General features: G+C 53.2%; 23 protein-coding genes. All 23 read left to right on the top strand.

The features are described 5' to 3' along the window. The first annotated feature begins 9 nt into the window (after positions 1-9). The 23 genes from pcaF (at position 10) to INT33_RS09935 (ending at position 21,014) form a co-directional block, all read left to right on the top strand. A complete protein-coding gene (gene pcaF / locus INT33_RS10045) occupies positions 10-1,212 on the top strand; it encodes a 3-oxoadipyl-CoA thiolase (protein ID WP_193091806.1) in 1,203 nt (400 codons plus the stop codon). 11 nt (positions 1,213-1,223) lie between these two features. Continuing rightward, positions 1,224-2,042: an alpha/beta fold hydrolase gene (locus INT33_RS10040; protein ID WP_193091805.1), complete on the top strand. Its 819-nt coding sequence runs from the start codon at positions 1,224-1,226 to the stop codon at positions 2,040-2,042. A gap of 105 nt (positions 2,043-2,147) precedes the next feature. Beyond that, positions 2,148-2,651 (top strand): aldehyde dehydrogenase family protein, encoded by a 504-nt coding sequence (locus INT33_RS10035; protein ID WP_226940148.1) that lies wholly within the window; start codon positions 2,148-2,150, stop codon positions 2,649-2,651. Positions 2,652-2,782: 131 nt separating this feature from the next. Beyond that, positions 2,783-2,923 (top strand): hypothetical protein, encoded by a 141-nt coding sequence (locus tag INT33_RS10030; protein WP_226940147.1) that lies wholly within the window; start codon positions 2,783-2,785, stop codon positions 2,921-2,923. A 397-nt stretch (positions 2,924-3,320) separates the two neighbouring features. Further along, on the top strand, positions 3,321-4,823 hold the full coding sequence (locus INT33_RS10025; RefSeq protein WP_193091804.1) for an SLC13 family permease: 1,503 nt from the start codon (positions 3,321-3,323) through the stop codon (positions 4,821-4,823). 319 nt (positions 4,824-5,142) lie between these two features. Continuing rightward, the gene (locus tag INT33_RS10020) at positions 5,143-6,192 is read left to right on the top strand and encodes a TRAP transporter substrate-binding protein (RefSeq protein ID WP_226940146.1); all 1,050 of its coding nucleotides are present in this window, start codon (positions 5,143-5,145) and stop codon (positions 6,190-6,192) included. Between the two features lie 68 nt (positions 6,193-6,260). Next, on the top strand, positions 6,261-6,737 hold the full coding sequence (locus tag INT33_RS10015) for a TRAP transporter small permease (protein ID WP_193091803.1): 477 nt from the start codon (positions 6,261-6,263) through the stop codon (positions 6,735-6,737). Then, positions 6,734-8,023: a TRAP transporter large permease gene (locus INT33_RS10010; protein WP_193091802.1), complete on the top strand. Its 1,290-nt coding sequence runs from the start codon at positions 6,734-6,736 to the stop codon at positions 8,021-8,023. Before INT33_RS10015 ends, INT33_RS10010 begins: the two co-directional genes overlap by 4 nt. Before the next feature lie 93 nt (positions 8,024-8,116). Further along, positions 8,117-9,274: an amidase gene (locus INT33_RS10005; RefSeq protein WP_193091801.1), complete on the top strand. Its 1,158-nt coding sequence runs from the start codon at positions 8,117-8,119 to the stop codon at positions 9,272-9,274. After that, positions 9,258-10,403: an acyl-CoA dehydrogenase family protein gene (locus INT33_RS10000; protein ID WP_193091800.1), complete on the top strand. Its 1,146-nt coding sequence runs from the start codon at positions 9,258-9,260 to the stop codon at positions 10,401-10,403. Before INT33_RS10005 ends, INT33_RS10000 begins: the two co-directional genes overlap by 17 nt. Positions 10,404-10,438: 35 nt before the next feature. Beyond that, positions 10,439-10,783 carry an IacB protein gene (locus INT33_RS09995; RefSeq protein ID WP_226940145.1) on the top strand — a complete coding sequence of 115 codons (345 nt, stop codon included), beginning with the start codon at positions 10,439-10,441 and terminating at the stop codon, positions 10,781-10,783. 65 nt (positions 10,784-10,848) lie between these two features. Continuing rightward, positions 10,849-12,123 carry an aromatic ring-hydroxylating oxygenase subunit alpha gene (locus INT33_RS09990; RefSeq protein WP_193091799.1) on the top strand — a complete coding sequence of 425 codons (1,275 nt, stop codon included), beginning with the start codon at positions 10,849-10,851 and terminating at the stop codon, positions 12,121-12,123. Between the two features lie 3 nt (positions 12,124-12,126). Continuing rightward, positions 12,127-12,612 carry an aromatic-ring-hydroxylating dioxygenase subunit beta gene (locus INT33_RS09985; protein ID WP_193091798.1) on the top strand — a complete coding sequence of 162 codons (486 nt, stop codon included), beginning with the start codon at positions 12,127-12,129 and terminating at the stop codon, positions 12,610-12,612. Then, complete coding sequence (locus tag INT33_RS09980; protein ID WP_193091797.1) at positions 12,612-13,370, top strand: SDR family NAD(P)-dependent oxidoreductase; 759 nt, start codon at positions 12,612-12,614, stop codon at positions 13,368-13,370. Before INT33_RS09985 ends, INT33_RS09980 begins: the two co-directional genes overlap by 1 nt. 16 nt (positions 13,371-13,386) lie before the next feature. Next, positions 13,387-14,340, top strand: a complete 954-nt coding sequence (locus INT33_RS09975; protein ID WP_193091796.1) for a PDR/VanB family oxidoreductase — start codon at positions 13,387-13,389, stop codon at positions 14,338-14,340. Positions 14,341-14,362: 22 nt separating this feature from the next. Then, complete coding sequence (locus INT33_RS09970; protein WP_193091795.1) at positions 14,363-14,911, top strand: TRAP transporter small permease subunit; 549 nt, start codon at positions 14,363-14,365, stop codon at positions 14,909-14,911. Beyond that, the gene (locus tag INT33_RS09965) at positions 14,904-16,232 is read left to right on the top strand and encodes a TRAP transporter large permease (protein WP_193091794.1); all 1,329 of its coding nucleotides are present in this window, start codon (positions 14,904-14,906) and stop codon (positions 16,230-16,232) included. Before INT33_RS09970 ends, INT33_RS09965 begins: the two co-directional genes overlap by 8 nt. Before the next feature lie 42 nt (positions 16,233-16,274). Continuing rightward, positions 16,275-17,303: a TRAP transporter substrate-binding protein gene (locus INT33_RS09960; protein WP_193091793.1), complete on the top strand. Its 1,029-nt coding sequence runs from the start codon at positions 16,275-16,277 to the stop codon at positions 17,301-17,303. A 122-nt stretch (positions 17,304-17,425) separates the two neighbouring features. Continuing rightward, positions 17,426-17,617, top strand: a complete 192-nt coding sequence (locus INT33_RS09955; RefSeq protein WP_193091792.1) for a 2-hydroxymuconate tautomerase — start codon at positions 17,426-17,428, stop codon at positions 17,615-17,617. A 25-nt stretch (positions 17,618-17,642) separates the two neighbouring features. Further along, positions 17,643-18,572: a flavin reductase gene (locus INT33_RS09950; protein WP_193091791.1), complete on the top strand. Its 930-nt coding sequence runs from the start codon at positions 17,643-17,645 to the stop codon at positions 18,570-18,572. Positions 18,573-18,626: 54 nt separating this feature from the next. Then, positions 18,627-19,193: a nuclear transport factor 2 family protein gene (locus tag INT33_RS09945; protein ID WP_193091790.1), complete on the top strand. Its 567-nt coding sequence runs from the start codon at positions 18,627-18,629 to the stop codon at positions 19,191-19,193. A 12-nt stretch (positions 19,194-19,205) separates the two neighbouring features. Beyond that, positions 19,206-20,231, top strand: coding sequence for a ketopantoate reductase family protein (locus tag INT33_RS09940; protein WP_193091789.1), 1,026 nt, complete (start codon positions 19,206-19,208; stop codon positions 20,229-20,231). Beyond that, positions 20,232-21,014: a class II aldolase/adducin family protein gene (locus INT33_RS09935; protein WP_226940144.1), complete on the top strand. Its 783-nt coding sequence runs from the start codon at positions 20,232-20,234 to the stop codon at positions 21,012-21,014. Positions 21,015-21,021: the final 7 nt, after the last annotated feature.

Below are 21,021 nucleotides of genomic sequence, written 5' to 3'. Positions count from 1 at the left end.
GAGTCGGTTATGACAAACGTTTATTTATGTCACCCGCGACGTACCGCCGTAGGCCGGTTTGGCGGCACGCTGGCAAGTGTGCGTCCGGATGATTTCGCCGCCACGATCTTCAAGGCAGTGCTGGCCGATGCGCCGGATCTCGATCCTGCTGCAATTGAAGAAGTCTTTATGGGCTGTGCCAACCAGGCCGGTGAAGATAACCGCAACGTCGCGCGCATGTCGTCACTCCTGGCAGGCATCCCCACCTCGGTTCCTGGCACCACCATGAACCGCCTGTGCGGGTCAGGCATGGACGCGGTAGGTACGGCGTTTCGGGCGATTAAAGCCGGTGAAATGGAGCTGGCGCTGGCCGGCGGCGTGGAATCGATGTCGCGCGCGCCTTATGTGATGGGCAAAGCCGACAGCGCCTTCGCCCGCGGGCAGAAAATCGAAGACACCACCATTGGCTGGCGGTTTATCAATCCGTTGATGAAGAAAGCCTATGGAGTGGACTCCATGCCTGAGACGGCGGAGAACGTCGCCGAGCAGTTCAATATTTCCCGGGAAGATCAGGACGCGTTTGCGCTGCGCTCCCAGCAGAAAGCTGCTGCCGCCCAAAAGGCCGGCCGGTTTGCCCAGGAAATCACCGCCATTGAGATTCCGCGCCGTAAGCAAGAGCCGCTGATCTTTGATACCGATGAGCACACGCGGGAAACCACGCTGGAGAAACTCGCCGCCTTGCCGACACCCTTCCGCGATGGCGGCAGCATCACGGCAGGCAACGCCTCCGGCGTTAACGACGGCGCAGCCGCGATGCTGGTGGCAAGCGAAGCGGCTGTTCAGCAGCACGGCCTGACGCCCATGGCCAAGATTATCGGCATGGCAACGGCCGGGGTCGAGCCACGCATCATGGGTTACGGCCCGGTTCCCGCCGTGCAGAAACTGCTCAAGCGTACCGGTATTTCGCTGGATGAGATCGATGTGTTCGAGTTTAACGAAGCGTTTGCCGCCCAGGCGCTGGCCTGTATGCGCGATTTAGGCCTTGAAGACGACGACCCACGTGTTAACCCTAACGGCGGCGCGATTGCGCTGGGCCATCCGCTGGGCATGTCCGGCGCGCGGCTACTGCTAACCGCTGCGCATGAGCTGCAAAACAGCGGCAAACGCTATGCCCTGTGCACCATGTGTGTGGGCGTGGGCCAGGGTATTGCTACGCTGATCGAACGCGCTTAACGGAGATATCCATGGCATTTCATACCATCAACGGCCGCAGCGTGGCCTATCGGCTACTGGGCGCTGCGGCGAATCCGCTTATCGTATTGGCTCATCCGCTAGGCATGAGCCAGGCCGTATGGGACGACGTTATTCCCGTGCTGCTGCCGCGCTATCGCGTACTTACCTGGGATTTACCCGGTCATGGCGCCAGCCAGGCAGTCACCGGCGAGCAGCTTACGCCCGCCAATCTAGCCGCCGAGGCCTTGGCGCTTGCCGAACTTGCGGGCGCTGCGCGCTTTCATTTCGCCGGCACTTCGGTGGGGGGCGTGGTAGGCCAGCAGCTGATTGCTGAGCATAGCGAGCGTCTGTTCTCCGCCACGCTTACCAATACCGGCGCGGTCATCGGCACGTCTGATTTATGGAGCACCCGCGCAGGCCGTGTGCGTCAGGAAGGGCTTGCGGCGATGTCACCAGAGATCGTGCCGCGCTGGTTTGCAGCGGCGGCCTTTGAGGCAAACCCCGCACTGAAAGCGGGCTGGTGCATTCAGATGGGTCGCGGTGACGATGAATCCTACGCGCAGCTGTGTGAAATGCTCGGCCGCGAGACGTTTACCGGCAAGCTCTCCAACAAGAACGTCAAGGTGCAGCTACTCGGCGGCAGTGAAGATCTGGCCACGCCGCCGGCGACACTAGAAGCCTTGTCTGCCGAGCTTGACGGCGCACCGCTTGAGGTTTTTGACGGCGTAGGTCATGTGCCTTCAATAGAAGCGCCCGAGCTAATCGCCGAGAAGCTGCTTGGCGTGCTGGCAACGGATTTGGGCGACGTGGCGAACCACGGTGTGACCTAAGCGACCGGCCTGGATATTCGCAAGCAGGTGCTGAGCTGGGGTGAATAATCGATTAGTTATCGACTGAACATTAATAATACTTCCTGTATTAAATGAAGCCATGCCATGACGTCAGTTCAACTATTAATCGACGGCCAGCAGTTCCCTGCTTCAGATAGTGCCACCTTCAAACGCTGCAATCCGCTGAGCGGTGAAACAGTCTCACAAGTGGCAGCTGCCTCGCTTGACGATGTCAACCGGGCTATCGAAGCGGCTCACGGCGCTTTCAAGTCTTGGTCCCAGACAGGCCCCGGCGAGCGCCGGGCGAAGCTGGCTAAAGCCGCCGATTTAATGGAGGCCCGCCAGCAAGAATTTATTGATGCCATGGTCGATGAAACCGGTGCTGCCCCAGGTTGGGCCAGCTTTAATGTCATGGTGGCTGCCAACGTGCTGCGCGAGTCGGCCGCCTTGACTACCCAGATACAGGGCGATGTGATTCCCTCCAATGTACCTGATAGCCTGGCCATGGGCATTCGCGTACCGTGCGGTGTGGTGGTGGGGATCGCGCCCTGGGACGCGCCTATTATTCTGGGCACGCGGGCCATTGCCGCCCCCTTGGCGTGTGGTTAAAGCTTCTGAAATGTGCCCGAATACGCACGCGCTGATTGGGCAGGTGCTGAACGATGCGGGCCTGGGTAATGGCGTGGTTAACGTTATACATAACCAGCCCAAGCAAGCCTCAAGCGTGGTGGATGACGTCCATGCTGCACACGTTTTCAGAACAGGAGGATTTCAATAGCCGCCTGCAGCTGGCTGAATTGGACTACGTGACAAGCTCAAAAGCAGGGCTTGCCACCATTGCCGAAAACTATGTGGGTTTGCCCTATGAGTCGCTTGAGTAGCGCTAAGCCTGGCTCTGTTTGCTCTTAATGCCCTTGGCCCACAATGATATGTATCTTAAACGATGAGGTTTTTCTGACGATATCCTCGATAAACAATAAAGTGGAATAAGAAATAAATAATTTAACTAGATTTAATTTTACGTCTTTCAAATCCATTAGTCTTAAATAGTCCTGAGATATTAGGCAGTAATACTCCTGAATTTAATTGGGGACCATTCTTATGTATTAATAAAACAATAAGTTTTTTATTCAAGTGTATGAATTGTCTATTTAAATAGGGAAAGAGCCATAGTGTTTGTTCCATTAAGTTGGGTATGTAAGACAACCCCATAGGTATTGGTCGCATGAAGCTCTAATACGTAACACTCTAGTGCACGATTCATTTTGAGTAACTCTCATGTCGCAATTTTCTGGAGTGGCCAGCCATTCTTCCAATGATGAAGCTTCAACATTCAAGCCTTTGTCGCTCTTGCTGGGCCCGTTAGTTGGGTTACTTATTTTCTTTCTCTTGCCTGATTCATTGGCTTACAACGCTCGCCTTGTAGCAGCGATTGCCATATTGATGGCAGTCTGGTGGATGACCGAAGCGATACCGATTCCGGCTACATCATTATTACCTCTGGTGCTGTTTCCCTTTTTTGATATCGCTTCGATTAGCGCAACTGCTTCGCCTTATGCTCATAGCATCGTATTTTTAGTCCTTGGGGGTGTTCTGCTAGGTTTGGCAACGCAGCGCTGGAATCTACATCGTCGTTTTGCATTGTTAACGATTCTCACCGTCGGCACTAAACCCGCTCAAATCGTTTTCGGGCTAATGTTTGCCAGCTGGTTCATCACTATGTGGGTCAGCAACACGGCCACTGCCGTTATTATGGTCCCGATAGGTGGCTCCATTATTGCTTTAGTAAAGTCCCTGGGTAATGACGATGATACTCCGAAATTCTCAGCCGCTGTTCTGCTAGGTATTGCCTATGCGATCACCATTGGCTCAATGGCAACGCTAATCGGCCAACCGCCTATGGCATTGATGCGAGCCTATATGAGTGAGACTCATGGGCTAGATATCGGTTTTGGTCATTGGATGCTGTTGGGGGTGCCTTTCTCCACGACCATGCTTATTGCAGCTTGGTTTGTGCTTAACAAAATTGTATTTCGTGCGGAAGTTGAGGAAGTTCAGGGCGGTCGAGCTATGATCGAGTCGCAACTCAAGGAAATGGGGCGACTCTCCTCAGAGGAAAAGCGCGTATTGATGGTATTTGCTGGCGCCGTGTTTTTCTGGGTATGTGTACCGCTGATCGGCAAGCTTTCGGTAGTTCAATCAGCGCTGCCCTGGCTTTCCAATATCAATGACACCAGCATTGCCATTCTGGCCGCTTTATTAATGTTTATCATTCCGGCGACCAAGGGGCAGGGGGCGCTGCTGGAGTGGTCGGCAACGCGTGACGTTCCGTGGGGGGTGCTGCTTCTGTTTGGCGGAGGTTTGACTCTCTCTGCACAGTTCACCGCCACAGGATTGAGTATTTGGATCGGGGAGAGCGTCTCTGGATTAGTTGGCCTGCCACCCATTGTAATACTGACGGCGACAGCTCTGGTGATCATCCTATTGACCGAGCTGACCAGTAATACTGCAACGGCTGCCGCTTTTTTCCCCATTATGGGGGCTATCGCTTCTGGGTTAGGGATCGATCCTTTCTTGATGACCATTGTGGTCACGTTTGCGGTGAGCTGCGCCTTTATGTTGCCGGTGGCTACGCCCTCCAATGCTGTGGCTTTTGCGACAGGAGACCTGCCGATTAAAAACATGATTCGTGCAGGTATCTGGCTGAATATGATTGGACTAGTGATGATTGTTGTCGCGCTTTATACGCTCGTGCCTCTGGTATTTGATGTTGCACTGTAAGACAAGAAAACGGTTTTGAGGCAGTGTTCGAAGATGGATGTGAATCTAACATTGGGTGCACTTTAGCTGGCGAGGTGGTGTTTGATGCACTTATGTGGTGCTGAAGTTGATGAGGGTAAAAGCGTAACGTAAATGTCGCCATGATTTTCGTTCATAAAATTATGATAAATATTGGGTTTTTAATTTTTGGCTAGTTTTTAGCATTGTTAAAAAAACAACTTTTAGGGTATTTACTTTACTTTTCATGTGATGTTGAATGTTTGTGGTGCGGGATGATACACCTGCATGCAGCACAACAATAAAATAGAGGTATTAAGCAATGACTAGTAAGCCGCATCAGCTATTAAAAGCGTTTCCGTGCCAGCATTTGATGGCGCGTTTTGGAGGAGTGTGTGCAGGTATTTTACTAAGTACGCCCGCCTTGGCCGAGAGCGTGAATTTAAGCTATGCCTTTTTTGCTCCGTCGCAGACATTTCCTGCTGTACAGATGGAGCGCTGGGCGACGTTGCTCAGTGAACGAACAGATGGTCAGGTGTCAGTCAATACCTTCCCAGGAGGTACGCTACTCAGTGCTTCCAATATGTATGACGGTGTTTTGAACGGTGTCGCAGACATCGGGCTTTCTGCGACCTCTTATGAGCCGGGCCGTTTTCCGCTAATCAACTTGATTGGCAGCCTTACAGGTATTGAAGTGAGCTCGCAAGTTGCAAGTCAGGCGCTTTATGATCTAGTTAGCGAGTTTTCTGCTGAGTCTCTGGGGCTTGAAGAGTTCAAAGTGATCACAGCGTTTACTTCGGAGCCTGGCTATTTACATACCCAAACGCCAGTAACATCACTTGAACAGTTTGAGGGGCAAGAGATCCGTGTGCCAGGTGATAGCACTGCCGTCCTGCAGGCACTTGGTGGTGTACCCGTTGGTCTAACGCAGTCTGAGACGGGCGAGGCGCTACAAGCTGGTATTGTTAGCGGCTATGTGGGCTCTCGCGAGACGCTGATGGACTTACAGTACGCTCGAAACGTTAGCTACATTACCGATTACCCACTCACCAACGTTGTTTTCGTCGCTGTCATGAACAAACAGCGCTGGGAGTCGCTGCCCGATAATGTGAAACAGGAAATTGATGCACTGGGGGCTGAAATGGCTTCTTTCGCAGGCGCATACTTGGATGAGCATATCGAAGAGTCTTTAATCTGGGCGGCGGAAAATCACGATGTTGAGCAGTTGACCCTGGATGAAAGCGAAGCGCAACGCTGGTCTCAATTACTACAACCTCTGAACGAAGAAAGACTGGACGATGTGGCATCTCAAGGGCTTCCTGCCTTTGAGCTGCACGATCGTTATGTTGAGCTGATCAACGAATATCAATAATTGTGAATGTTTCTAACGCATTTAATTGCGGTTAAGCACATAAATGTTGGTGATTCAAAGAGGCTCTTATGCATACGATAAATCGGTTGGTTAGTCTTTTATTGCTCTATATAGCCGGATCTGCACTTCTGCTGATGGTGTTTATCGTGGTAGGTAATATCATCGTACGTCAAGTAAGTGCATCTTTCGGAGGCACTACAGAAGTGGTGGGCTGGCTGACGGCTGTTGTCGTGGCGCTTTCGCTGGCCTACTCGCAACGTTTACGGGCGCATGTGGAGCTGGATCTACTGGTTGCTCACTTTACGGTACGTGTTCAGGCCTCTTTAACCACGTTAGTTGCCCTGGCTAGTTTTTTGTTCTTCTCCATGGTGGCCTGGAAACTTTGGGAGTATGGCTTTAATGCCATGCAACGAGGCTCTTTATCTCAAACTCTACGTGTTGCGATTTATCCCTTTGTTTATTTAGTTGCGTTAGGCTTTTCGGCATTTTGTTTTGTCCTCTTCACTGATTTTATAAGCAGTCTTAAAAAGGTGGTAACACAATGAGTATGACGATGGTGGCCTTGGTTGGAATACTCTGCCTGTTTCTACTTATTTTAGCGAAAATGCCTATTAGCTTCGCGATGTTCATGGTCGGTTTCTTCGGCATGCTTTATATGACGAGCCCTATTGCCGCTTATAACGTGATCAGTTCCGGTATTTGGGAGCAGTTATCAAGTTACTCGTTGAGTGTCATTCCGTTATTTATTTTTATGGGTGAACTCCTTTTTCGCTCGGGCATCACGGAGAAAATATTTGCCTCGGCCTATGCTTGGATTGGCCATTTACGCGGCTCTATGGCAACAACCACTATTCTAAGTAGTGCAGGTTTTGCGGCTGTTAGCGGCTCGAACACCGCCACTGCGGCGACGGTCGGTACTATTGCGCTACCCGAAATGAAAAAATTTGGCTACAACCGGGCGCTAAGTGCGGGAAGTGTTGCGGCAGGCGGGACGCTAGGAGTCATTATTCCTCCCAGTTCGGTATTAATCGTTATTGCCCTGCAGGCTGAGCTGGCAATCCGTGATCTGTTTTTAGCCAGTATTGTGCCTGGTCTTATTCTTGTCTTGCTGTTCATTGCAACGATTGCGCTACTGTGTCGTTTCAAACCTCATATGGGACCAGCGGGCAGCCGTTCATCGTGGTCCGTACGCTGGCGCTCACTAAAAGGCGTTATTGAGGTTGGGGTACTGTTCATACTTGTTTTGGGCGGGCTTTTCTCTGGCTGGTTCACCTCAACGGAAGCGGCGGCAGTTGGTTGTGTTGGTGCAATGCTAATTACCCTGATTCAGGGTAAGCTCACCTGGACGGTCCTTCAGGAAGCCGTTGCCAACGCCTTGAAATCGTCGGCAATGATTTTGATGCTGATCGCCGGAGCGGTGATTTTTGGACGTTTTCTGACCATTACCCGGCTACCGTTCATGGTGGGTGAGTGGGCAGCCGCATTACCCTTGCCTGCGGTATTAGTCATGGCTTTTATCCTCTTGATCTACATTGTAGGTGGAGCCTTGATGGATGCAATGGGCTTTCTGATTATCTCAATCCCTATCTTTTTCCCAGTGGCCATTGCGCTAGGGTATGACCCTATATGGTTTGGTGTGGTGGTATGCATTGTCACTAGTATGGGGGCCATCACTCCTCCAGTGGGCGTGAATGCCTTTATTGTTAAAAGTTTGGATGCGGAGCTTCGGCTTGGAGAGACTTTTCGCGGGGTTGGATACTTTTTACCTCCTTATATCCTGTGCATTGCGCTTTTGCTTGTACTACCTCAGCTTGTGCTGTTCATTCTTTAACGTTCGCTAAGTATTCGTTAGCAACTTGGAAAAGATATATTTTGATTCAAATACTTGAAATTTCATGTGATATGTCTATCGAGGCGATTTAGCATGGCGATACTGACATCAATACTCAATATGGGGCAGGGCGGTAAGCGCGTTGTCGTCAAGGATACGATCGATATTGCTGGCGCGCCCACACAGGCAGCATCGGCCGCCCTTGCCGAGGCAGCGCCGGCCTCGGCGCATGCTGAAATCGTCTCGCGTACCCTTCAGGCGGGGTATCACATAGTCGGCAAAGCCAATTTACATGAATTGGCTTTTGGCATGACGGGTGTGAATGGCTGGACGGGAACGCCGGAAAATCCCAACTATCCAGAATTGATTCCCGGTGGCTCATCAAGTGGTTCGGCGGCAGCCGTCGCGGCGGGGCTTGCCGATATTGGTATCGGTACCGATACCGGTGGCTCAATTCGCGTACCAGCAGCCTGCTGCGGTGTATACGGATTGAAGCCTACCTTTGGTCGTTTGAGTCGGAATGGCGTCATGCCCGCGGCGAGCAGCCTCGACTGTGTCGGGCCCTTGGCGGGTAACTTACAGGATCTAATCGACTTTATGGGCGCGGTGGATCCTGCATTCTCGCAGGCGGTAGCTGGATCAATGAGTACACTGGGGGTCGCCAGGGTCAGTGCCGAATCGATCATCCTTGAAGGTCTGGAAGATCAGCTTAGCCGCGCTACCGCGAGGAGAATGGAAGTGTCATTGCCGCTGATGGATGAGGCATTTCAAGCAGCCATGACTGTTATTAATCGCGAAACCTACCTGGCTTGTGAGGCGCTGCTTGGCATTGGCAAGCTGGGGCACGATATAGAAAAGCGCTTGAGTGCAGCAGCCTCTACCTCCGATGGTGAGCTCGCCGAAGCCGAGCAGGTGCGCCATGCCTTCACCTCTGAAGTAGATACCTTGCTAGCCCGGCATGACTATTTGGTACTGCCGACGTTACCGCACTTTCCCATGACGGTTCGCGAGGCATTGGCGGGTCGGCAGGATTTGAACATATCGCTCTTTGCACGCCCCTTTAACCTTTCCGGCCATCCTGCTTTATCCATCCCTTTGCCGTCGCGTCAGGGACTACCTGTTTCTATGCAAGTGATAGGTCGCCGTGGTGACGATGCAGGAGTTTGCCGTGCCGGGTGGCAACTTATTCATCAAGGGACGCCAGTGGAGACAACATTCCAACAAGGAGATAACCATGCCGCAGTACGTTAATAAAGAACAGTGGGGGGGCGAGGCGCGTTTTGATGCATTGCTCGACGATATCCGTTCAAGACGTGAGGAGATTGAATCACTACGGCATATCCCCATGGATATTATCGATCAGTTCAAGGCCATCGGCGTCTACCGTGCCATGGTGCCTGCACGGTTTGATGGTGATGAAAAATCGCCGGCGGAATTCCTGCGTATGGTCGAAGCGATTTCTGCTGCTGACGGTTCGGCCGGTTGGGTGGCTAGTTTTGGCATGAGCCCTGCCTACCTTGCTGCCTTACCTGAAAACACGCTCCGAGAAGTCTGGCGGGAGAGCCCAGATGTGGTGTTTGCGGGTGGTATTTTTCCGCCACAGCCTGCCGAGCGTACCGAGAATGGCTTCAAGGTGAGCGGCCGCTGGAAGTTTGCTAGCGGCTGCATGGGGGCATCGCTTTGCGGCGTGGGAATTCTGCCTGAGGAGGAGGGTGCGCTGCCGCGCATGGCGGTTATGCCTCGCTCTCAAGTTGATATCGATCCGACCTGGAACATGATCGGCATGGTGGGAACCGGCAGCCATGATCTGGTAGTGGAGGGCGTAGAGGTGCCTGAGGAATGGACCTTTGTCCGGGGTGGCGAACCCACCATCGAAGGATCGTTTTTTCGTTATCCCTCGCTTTCGTTTGCTGCTCAGGTGCTATCGGTGACTACGCTGGGAATGGCGCGAGAGGCGCTGGATCTCGTGCGCGCATCTGTTCAGGGACGTAAGTCGATCACCGGCGCGCCCAACTTGGGCGAGCGTGAGTATGCCCAGATCGCCCTGGCAAAGGCGGAGGCTCGCGTGCATGCGGCACGCCACTTCTTTTACGCGAGCACGGACGACGCTTGGAAAGCCATTGAAGCGGGCGGTGAGCCTAGCCGGGACCAAATCAATTTACTGCGTTTGTCCACCACTCACCTAACACACGAATGTGCCGAAGCTATTCAAGATGTCTATCGCATCAGCGGCATGAGTGGCGCCGATAACACGCATCCACTATCACGCATCTTGCGCGACTCGCAGTTGTGCACCCAGCACGCCTTTATGGGTGAGATTACTTGGAAAAATGCCGGAGCCATCTTTTTCGGCCATGACCCACTGCCGGGCTATCTGTAACCGGCCCTACGTACCTCATAACGGAGATTATCACTATGCAACGCGTACTTTTCTGTATCGGTATCAATCAGAACTTTATGGATGCGCCTGCCGAAGAGGGCAAGCAGGTTTGGCAAGCTTTCAGCCAGATGATGCAGGGCATTGATGGACTACCTGGCGTCACCATTCTGGGCATCATGGACGACGACCGGATCATGGTTGGTCCCTCCGCAACAGCGCCTTGGACGGCTTACATCATGGCTGATGTGCCTGATTACGATACCGTCGTGGAAGCCTGCAACTTTTTCCGTACCACCCCAGTGGGTGATGGCACCTACAAACTCTGGAAGTACGCGCGCGTTGAAGCGCGTATCGGACGTGAGTTGGTGGTACCTGAGTAAACAGTGCTAGTCAACGGCCAGCGCTGTGGATGAAAGGGCGCTGGCCAAGGAATAAGGAGAACAGCATGAACCAGTTAATAGACGTCAAGAACATTACTCTGGATCCCGACAGATTGGTTGAGACAGGTCGGGTTGCGTCGACGATCTACACCAGCCCAGAGCTGTTTGAGAAAGAGCAGGAAAAGATTTTTCGCGAGACATGGGTATGGGTGGCTCACGAAAGCGAAGTGCCAGATAAAGGTGCTTTCAAACTTTCTACAGTAGGCCGTGAGCAGGTCATCGTGGTGCGTGATCGTAAGAACAACATTCACGTCATGTTGAACCGTTGTCGACACCGTGGCGCTACAGTTTGCGAAATCGAAAAAGGCAAGACGTCTTCTTTTCAGTGTCCTTATCATGGCTGGGGATATGGATTGGATGGCAGTCTACGCGCCATTCCCCATCCAGAGCAGTATGGCGAAGAGTTCGACAAGACCCAGCTTGGCCTATTTACGCTGCGCACCGAAAGTTATAACGGGATGGTTTTTGCCACGTTTAACGACGATATCGAACCGCTCGAGGAATTTCTTGGCGCTGCTAAGAAGTGGATCGACTTGTTCATGAAGCAAGGTGGCGGCTTCCCAGTAAAGACGCTCGGCGAGCATCAGTTTTCAGTTCCTATGAACTGGAAAGTGCAGCTTGAGAACACCACGGATGCTTATCACTTTCCCATTGTACATAAATCCTTTTTACAGTCGCTCGACGAAGAAGCCGAGGAAACCTTTACCTTCCTGGATGGTGAAGGGTTTGTTGAAGACCTGGGGAACGGTCACTCTGTGATGGTCATGATTCCCGAGCTGGTCGACCTGGAGGAGGATCTAGATCGCAAGATACCCGAGCGCTTTGAGGCATTGGCGGATGAACTGCGCAACGAGGGCTATCCCGATGATCAAGTGCGTCGCATTGTGCGAGCAGTCGGCGGGTCTGGCTTCAATCTTAACTTGTTCCCCAATGTAGCCTGCTCGATGGCGTTTTTCCGGGTTCTGACCCCGGTGGCTGTCGACAAGACTGCTATCCGTCATATTGCGCTTGGCATGGACGGTGGTCCCGCAGCGGCCAATCGTATTCGGCTGCGTTTACACGAGCACTTCCAAGGACCCATGGGGTTCGGTTCTCCTGACGATGCAGAGGTGTGGGAGCGCATTCAGCGGGGCGTCGAAGGTGGAACAGAGCTGCCTATTCTGGTGGACCGCGGCATCGAAAAGGAAGCTCAGGGAGAAGTCGGACCCCGTGGCCATGTCTCGGATGAAACGGGTATGCGTGCCGCTTATGCAATGTGGAAACGGATGATGCAGGAGTAACACATGAACAATATCGAACAAGACAACCTGCTGTGGTGGGTCACGCAATTCATCTGGAACGAAGCTGCCATTCTGGATGCAAGAGAGTATGAGACTTGGCTCGATCTCTGGCAACCCGAAGGCTTGTACATCATTCCTATCGAGGAAGCAGAAAATTACGCAGAAGTGCTTAACCTCTGCTACGACGATGACAAAATGCGTCGTGATCGTATCAAGCGATTCCAGGAGGGGTTTTCGATCTCGTCGGCCCCCCCCGCCACCACTGTTCGCACCGTATCGCGGTTTGTTATTGACTCAGTTGATGACGACACGGTCGTTGTTTCCTGCGCACAGCACCTTGTCGAGGACAAGTTCGGACGCCAGCGCCTCTGGGCAGCAAACGTGCGGTATACCCTCACCACCACCGATTCAAGCTTCATGCTTCAGAAAAAGGTGGTTCGTCTACTTAACTCAGATGGGGTGCTGAATTCGTTCAGCTATTTGTTCTGATGGCCACACCACTACCCGACAAGATACAGACAGCTGTCGTTACCGGCGGCGCCCGTGGATTAGGCGTCCATATCGTTCGTGCTTTACACCAGGAAGGGTTTCGCGTGGTGATCACCGACATCGACCCCAAGCCTGCCGAGGAGCTAGCTTCCGAGCTGGATCTGGCGGGCGAGCTGGCCGTGACGGCGACTTTGGATGTGGATAAGCCCGACGATTTTCAGTCGGTTCTGGACAAGGTCGTCGAGCGTTTTGGGAGTTGCGAGGTGCTCGTCAATAATGCCGCTCGCACGGCCGTGCAGGGGGTGCTGGATATCTCCCCAGTGGATTTCAATGCGGTCATGGCAACCAATGCAGGAGGGACCTTCACGGGCTGCCAAGTGTTTGGACGCCACTTCAAAGCGAACGGTTATGGCCGGATCATCAACCTCGCCTCGCTGGCCGGACAGAATGGTGGTACGGCGACAGGCGCACATTATGCGGCGTCCAAAGGGGCGATTCTCACTTTGACTAAGATCTTCGCGCGTGATCTTGCCAAGGATGGCGTGACCTGCAACGCCATCGCCCCTGGGCCGCTGGATACGCCCATGGTGCGCGATGTGCTCGGCGATAACCTAGACAAGGCGCTCGCCAATATCCCCGTGGGGCAGCTGGGCGCTCCTGAACTGGTTGCCCAGATGGTGGCCTTCCTGGCAAGCCCCCAGGCGGCCTTCGTCAATGGTGCCTGTTGGGATGCCAACGGCGGCATTTACATGCGCTGAGCAACTGGAGATGACCATGCAAGATAACCTTCTGACACTACGCGTCGACCGTCGAGAGCCCCAGACCGCCGATATCGCGGTGATTGATCTGGTGGCCCTGGACGGTAGTGAACTGCCGCCTTTCGAGGCGGGAGCGCATATTGATATCTATCTGGGTGAAGGATTGATACGTCAGTACTCGTTGAGTAACGCACCGGGTGAAAGGCATCGCTATCGCCTTGGTGTCTTGCTCGACCCTGGCTCTCGCGGTGGTTCTCGAGCGGTGCACGATACCTTGCATGAAGGCGCCGAACTCAAGGCGAGCGCACCGCGCAACCTCTTTCCCTTGGTGTCATCGACGCATACGCTGCTCACCGGGGGCGGCATCGGCATCACGCCGATGATTGCTATGGCTTATGAGTTGCAAGCCGCAGGTCGTTCGTTCGAGCTGCATTACTGCTCTCGGTCAAGGGAGAAGGCAGCTTTTATCGATGAACTCGAGAGCACCTTCGGCGATGCCCTGGTACTGCATTTCGATGATGGCGATGCCAGCCAGCGCCTGGATATCGATGCCGTTTTGGCAACGCAGCCGAGCGACACTCACCTCTATGTCTGTGGCCCTACTGGCTTCATGAACTGGGTTATTGGTGCGGCTAAACAGGCACAGTGGCCCAACGCCCAAGTGCACTCGGAATTCTTCACGGCCGAAGTGGATACGAGTGGTGGTGCTTTCGAAGTGGAGGCGGCCATCAGTGGTGTGACCGTACAAGTAGAGGAGGGAATGTCCATCGCCAACGCTCTCAAGGCGGCCGGCGTCAAGGTCAACGTCTCCTGTGAAGAGGGCGTTTGTGGAACCTGTATCTGCGATGTGATCGAAGGCACGCCCGATCACCGTGACCAATTTCTCAGCAATGAGGAAAAGGAAGATAACGACCAAATTGCTGTGTGCTGTTCGCGTGCCAAAAGTCCGCGGCTTGTTATCGACATTTGAGTTTTAAAGAAGGGGCACCGCCATGCACTCCTTAAGTACAAGATTATGCGAGTGGGCTCTCAATCTCTGTGGTATCTGCCTGCTGCTGATTGCCTTTGTGATTGGAGCCGGCGTTTTAATGCACTTGATGGGGATGTCGCAATTGGTTGCGTTCGAGACGCCCTACTGGCTGCTGGGCAGTAGCATCACCTTCAACTCGTTGATGGGGCTGCAGATACTGCTATTCACTTTTGCCATGATGCTGGCGGCTGCCCCTGTGATGTGGCTTGACCGACATGTGAGAGTCGACGTACTGCATGCGCGACTATCGTCCCGTTCTCGGAACCTCATCGAGTTGATCGGTCATCTCTTGCTCGGTATTCCCTTCTTTACCTTACTACTACTGCCTGCCTACCGTTTCGCTGAGCGCGCCTATGTCACTGGCGAGCTCTCCACGGATGGTGGTTTGACCGATATCTATATCATCAAGGCAGCGTTGCCCGTTGGCGTGGCGTTGTTTTTAGCCGTACTGGTGCTGATCGTCGTCATGCGCATTTGGTACTGGGCCACTGGGAGGCAAACACATGCTTGATATATGGATGCCACTTTGCATGGTGCTGCTCCTGTTTGCTGGCATTCTCGCTGGCTACCCGGTAGCGCTTGTGTTGGGTGGGGTGTCGGCGGCCTTTCTATTGCTATCAGATCTACCCATGGCTTTTGCCAACCTGATGCTTACCCGGGTTTATGCTAATGCGCTGAACAACTGGCTCTACATCGCCATTCCCATGTTTATCTTGATGGGACTGCTGCTGGAGCGAACTGGTCTGGCGCGGGATGCGTTCAAGGTCAGTGAACGAATGCTACGGCGGCTCCCCGGGCATTTAGCGTTAACGGTGCTGTTCATTGGCGGGTTAATGGCAGCCACTACCGGCGTGGTCGGAGCGTCCGTGGTACTGCTGGCAGTACTGGCCTTACCCCGCATGCTGGATGCTGGTTATTCCGCCTCTTCCGCATCTGGTCTGATATCGGCATCAGGTACCCTGGCGATCTTAATGCCCCCCTCGGTCATGCTGATTATTTTGTCGAGCCTGGTGGGTGTGCCTGTCGGGCACCTTTTTCGAGCAGCGCTTGTTCCCAGTGCACTGCTGTTACTACTCTATATGCTCTATTCGCTTGGACTTGCCTGGTGGGGAAAGCCTGTAGCAACGTCCGCCGAGGATAGCGAGGCGGCCACGCTTGAACGGCGCGGCATATGGCGTAATGCACTGGCGCTCTTCCCCTTTCTTGTCTTGATTCCCACGGTTCTGGGCACGATCGTATTCGGAGTGGCGAGCCCCACGGAAGCCAGTGGGGTGGGGGTTCTGGCGGTTCTGATCTTCGCCGGACTGATGGGGAAGATCAATGGCCCTTCGATCATGACCGCTGCCCGGGAGGCCGTTATCTCTACCACCATGATCATGATGCTGGTGATTGCCGCCACCTGCTTCTCTCTGATTTTTAAGGGCGTTGGAGGCGATGGCCTGATTCGTAGCAGTTTGGAGCTGATGGGTGGTGGCAGTTGGAGCGTACTGTTTCTGATTCTTCTACTGGTCTTTCTATTGGGTTTCTTTCTTGATTGGCTGGAAATCTCACTGATTTTGATGCCTATCTTTGTGCCTATCGTGACTCAGCTTGATCTAGCAAACGGGCTGAGCGGTACGTCAATGCTCGTGTGGTTCGCCGTTTTATTCGCTATCAATCTGCAAACATCCTTTCTCACCCCGCCTTTTGGCGTCTCGCTCTTCTATTTGAAAGGGGCAGTGGGTGAGCGTGTCGCCACCTTGGATATTTATCGAGGCGTGCTGCCTTTCATCGCTATCCAGCTGCTTGTCTTGCTGATGATCCTGCTCTTCCCGGGGATTTTGATGCTGTAACGCGCTTAACAAGAACGACAACCTGTAACAGGAGTTGAGATTATGACGTTTCCTCTCAAGAAAACCCTCGCCGGTACGGGCATATCGCTGCTCGCTTCGACCGCGATGGCTCAAACGCTCACGCTGCAATCTGCTTTTCCTTTTAGTCTGGAAGTCATTGACAGCTCGATACACCGTTTCGTCGATGATATCGCCACGGCAACCGGTGGAGAGCTTACGTTCACACCTTATGATGCGGGTGCCTTTTCGCCGCCTTTTGAAATTCTGGAGAATGTAGGCAACGGCAGTCTGGACGCTGGCTGGTCGGCAGCCAGCTACTGGGCGGGCCAAATACCGGCAGCCGCGCTGTTTCAGAGTATCCCCTTCGGGCCGGATGTGCCCAAGTATCTAGCTTGGCTTTACGGTGGCGGTGGGCTGGAACTTTGGGAAGGATTGTATGAACCCTACAACGTCGTGCCTATCCCCTGCGGCAGCATGATCTCTGAAGCAGGTGGCTGGTTCACTCAGAAAATCAATGGGGTTGAAGATTTACAAGGCCTCAGCATGCGGATCAGTGGTCTGGGCGGTGAGGTGGTCAGCCAGTTGGGCGTTTCGCCCGTTTCCCTTCCTGCTGGGGAGACTTTCCTGGGGCTTGATACCGGGCGCATTGGAGCCGCAGAGCTGAGCTTCCCCACTATTGATACCAGCGCGGGCTTTTACGAGGTGGCGAAGCACTATTACTTCCCCGGCTGGCATCAGCCCGGCAGCCTTAACGAACTGCTGGTTAACGCTGATGTGTGGGCCGGGCTTGCTGAGAGCCAACAGCTAGCGGTGCGAAATGCCTGCAGTGACCTCAGCATCCGTATGTATGCCCACGATATGCAGGCGCAATCTGCAGCATTAGAAGAGTTTCGTAATGCGGGTGTAACTGTTGAGCGCTTCCCGGATGAAGTGCTGACCGCACTGCAATCAGCGGCTGAAGATGTACTAGAAAACGCAGCACAAGCTGATGGAGGCTTTGCTGAGGTGATGCAGTCGTATCAGGACTTCAGTGAGCGTTACGACGAGTATCGTGAGCTGACTGCTTTTTAATTCCTGGCTGAGGGAGGCGGTAACTTGCTAGGTACTTAGAGCTGTGCATGCAACGGTTTTAAGTAAGCCAAACCAACCGGGTCACATTCATTAGACCACAAGAATTAATAACGAGGATAACGATGCCTACCGTTCACGTTTACATGATGTCAGGCAGGACACAGCAGCAAAAAGAAGCGCTGATCAGCGAAGTCACGGATGCGGTGGTGTCTTCTGTCAGTGCTCCCAAAGAGAACGTTCGAGTGATTATCAGTGAAGTGCCCAAAAGCGAGTATGGGATTGGTGGTATCACGGCCGAAAAGCTGGGGCGCTGAAACTTACGAATAATTGAGGTGAACCATGAGTATCGATACTAGAGATTTTAGAAACGCCCTTGGCAAGTTTGCTACCGGCGTCACTGTGATAACCACCAAGGATGCTAAAGGAGAGCAGTACGGCGTGACGGCCAGTAGTTTCAATGCCGTTTCCATGACACCGCCGCTGATCCTTTGGAGTATTGATAAAGGCGCCTACAGCAAAGACGTCTACTGCCAGGCAGAGCACTTTGTCGTCAATGTACTTGCCAGTGATCAAGTGCCTATTTCTAACCGATTTGCCCAGCGGGGCGAGAACAAGTTTAAGGGTATTGATGTAGAGGAAGGTGCCGGGGGTTGTGCTCGCATTGTCGGTGCAGTGGCGCATTTTGAGTGCAGAACTTGGGAAGTATATGAAGGTGGCGATCACTTCATCATTGTGGGCGAAGTCCTGAATTACGACTATCAGGATGGCCGTGGGTCGCTGGTCTTTCACGGTGGTCGCTATGCGCTGCCAGAGCCTCATCCCATGATGCTTTCCGAGGAAGAGAGTCGTACTGGTGAAGGGGTGCTTGGGCAGCATTTTCTCTACCTGCTACGCCAATCCCTTGCCGCCTATCGCCAGGGCTTCTATCCCCGTCTGGTGCACCTGGGAGTGAATGAAAAGGAGTGGCGGATACTGACCCTGCTTCTCGACCGTGGCCCTCAGCCTCTCGTCCAGGTTGCCCAGGGGGTTGCACAGCCTCTAGAGGATTGCGAAGACACTTTGAGCGGCTTAACCTGCCGGGATCTGGTGGCCGAGTCAGGCGACCAACGCCATCTCACGCTCACCTCGGCCGGTAATGAGCTGGCCAACAAGTTGCTTAAAATGGCGCGCGAGTATGAGCAGAAAGTATTTGATAGCGTCAGCGACGAAGAAGTAAATCATATGAAATCTGGGCTAATACACGTCATTGAGCAGCTTGGTTCACGCTAGTTACGCCTGTGGTAAGGCATCCACCATATCACCACCAAACAGGGGACGAGAGCGATGAATGAGGTAACCGCAAGCGATTTTCAGGCGCTATTAGCGCGTGTGAACAAGTTGGAGTCTGAAGCGGAGATCCGTAGGGTTCAAGCGCGTTACATGTTTCTGTGTGACACGCCTCTACCCGAGTATGGCGTCAAAAGTGATGCCGAGCGAATTGACCTCATCATGTCGCTTTACGCCGAAGATGCGATATGGGAAGGGGTTGGCGAATATTATGATGGTCAGTTTGGCCGTCTCGAGGGTGCTGCCGCTATTCGCCGTCATTTCGAAAAATTTTGGGGCGAGAAAAAAGTGCCCGAGTTGTTACTCAATGTGCACTATTTAACCTCTGAGCAAATTCAGGTCGACGGCGATAATGCAACAGGCCAATGGGTGCACTGTCAGCCATGGATCTTCTCGGATGGCAGCTCTCTGCTACGTTCATCTCGATTGAATAATGCGTTCGCAAGGCAGCAGGATGGCCGCTGGCTGATTACTCGAACCCGAACGGAAAATGTCTTCGTTGCGCCCTTGAAAGAGGGGTGGGCGACTGATTTTCCTTCAGCTTCGGTGCTGCTTAAACCTTAAAAAGGGCGCCTCATGTCATCCTCCATTTTTTCTCTAAAAATAGCGATTGTGGGCGCCGGTGCCATTGGCATCACCTTAGCGGCCCGGCTGGTGGGTGCGGGGTATCAGGTGGGTGTGGTGGCGCGGGGTAAGACGCGGTCAGCTATCCAACGATGTGGTGCGCAACTTCTCGACCAGCAAGGGCATCACGTTGCCAGGGTAACTGTATCGGATAGCTGCGCCGAGCTTGGGGAGCAGGACATCGTACTGCTTTGTACCAAGTCTCAGGCGGTGCCAGCGCTCTTGCCGAGCTTGATGCCTCTATTCAACGCGCATACTTGCCTGGTGCCTATGGTCAACGGTACTCCCTGGTGGCTTTTCATGGGTCTTTCTGACAATCAGAACGTTCCGCAGCATATCGAAGCCGTGGACCCTGGTGGGCGGTTGGTGAATTGCCTGCCAGCTGACGCCATCATCGGCTGTGTGGTGTATATATCGGCACAGGTGACTTCACCCGGTCAGGCGCAATCAACAACACCACATCGCCTAGTCCTTGGGGAAATCACGCCGCTATCAATTGAGCGTGAACGGCGCTTTACGGCGTTGATAGATGCGCTTGAGTCTGCAGGTATTAAGACACTTCACACGCCGAATATCCGAGATGCTGTGTGGAGCAAAATAGTTGCAAACCTGACGTCCAATCCACTTTCGGTGATCACAGGAACCACGCTGGAGGCCCTCTATGGAGACCCATGGCTACGAAACGTAGTAGAGCCGCTTTTTGAAGAAGCGCGGCTCACGGCAAGCGCCTACGGCAGCCAGCTAGAGATGTCCTTACCCGAACTTCTGGAGGTCGGAGCGCAAATGGAAGGCGTCAAGACTTCTATGTTACAGGACTACCAGCAAGAGCGAGGACTGGAGCTTGGCGCCATTGTTGAAGGCGTAATTGAACTGGCGACGAGAAAGCATATCGCTATCCCTACCATTAAAACTATTTTTTCTTTGGCCCATTATCTTGAACACGCAGGCGATCACGAGTCCTGCAAGGAGACGCTGTAAATGAACATTCAACCTATTGCTATGCCCGCTCACATTGAACAGCCCAGCCATTGTAGTGATGAAGAGTGGAAGCAGAGGGTAAAGCTGGCTTACTGTTACCATCTGGTCGATTTCTTCGGATGGACTGAAACCATCTTCAACCATATTTCTGCAAGGGTACCAGGCACAGAAGGCCACTATCTTGTAAACCCGTTTGGGCTTAATTACACCGAAGTAACGCCGTTAAACCTGCTGAAAGTTGATCTGGATGGTAACAAGGTCGAGGCGTCTGATTATGATGCTAATCCGGCTGGTTTCGCGCTGCACAGCGCTGTTCATGGTGCGCGTGATGATATTCACTGTATGCTGCATACTCATACCGTGCCCATTTCAGCCGTTGTTCAGAAAAAAAACGGGTTTAGCCATCATGATTTCTATGGCGCCCAGCTCTACGGCCGTGTTGCCTATCACGCCTTCGAGGGCATTACGCTGTTTGCCGATGAGAAGGCGCGGATGCTAGAGAGTTTGGGCGATAAGCATATTCTAGCGCTTCGTAATCACGGTATTGCCGTAGGTGAATCCAGCATCGAAAAAGCAGTTTTCCTACTATGGACCGTTCAGCGGGCCGCCGAGAACCAATGCGCGGCGGGGGCGTTGGGAGGCGGTGATGTTGAAATCGATACTGCCATTAGCCAGAAATGCGCAAATTTAACGGCCGATCTAATTCGTGAAAGTGGCTTTGCCAATGAATTCTTTACCGCCATGGTGCGTAAGATGAAAGTTGAGCGGTCACTACCCTTCTGAGCGAACG

This window comes from Halomonas colorata (assembly GCF_014897985.1).
GTDB lineage: Bacteria > Pseudomonadota > Gammaproteobacteria > Pseudomonadales > Halomonadaceae > Vreelandella > Vreelandella colorata.
The sequence above is the reverse complement of the archived record's forward strand: the minus strand, read 5'-3'. Positions and strand labels throughout refer to the sequence as shown.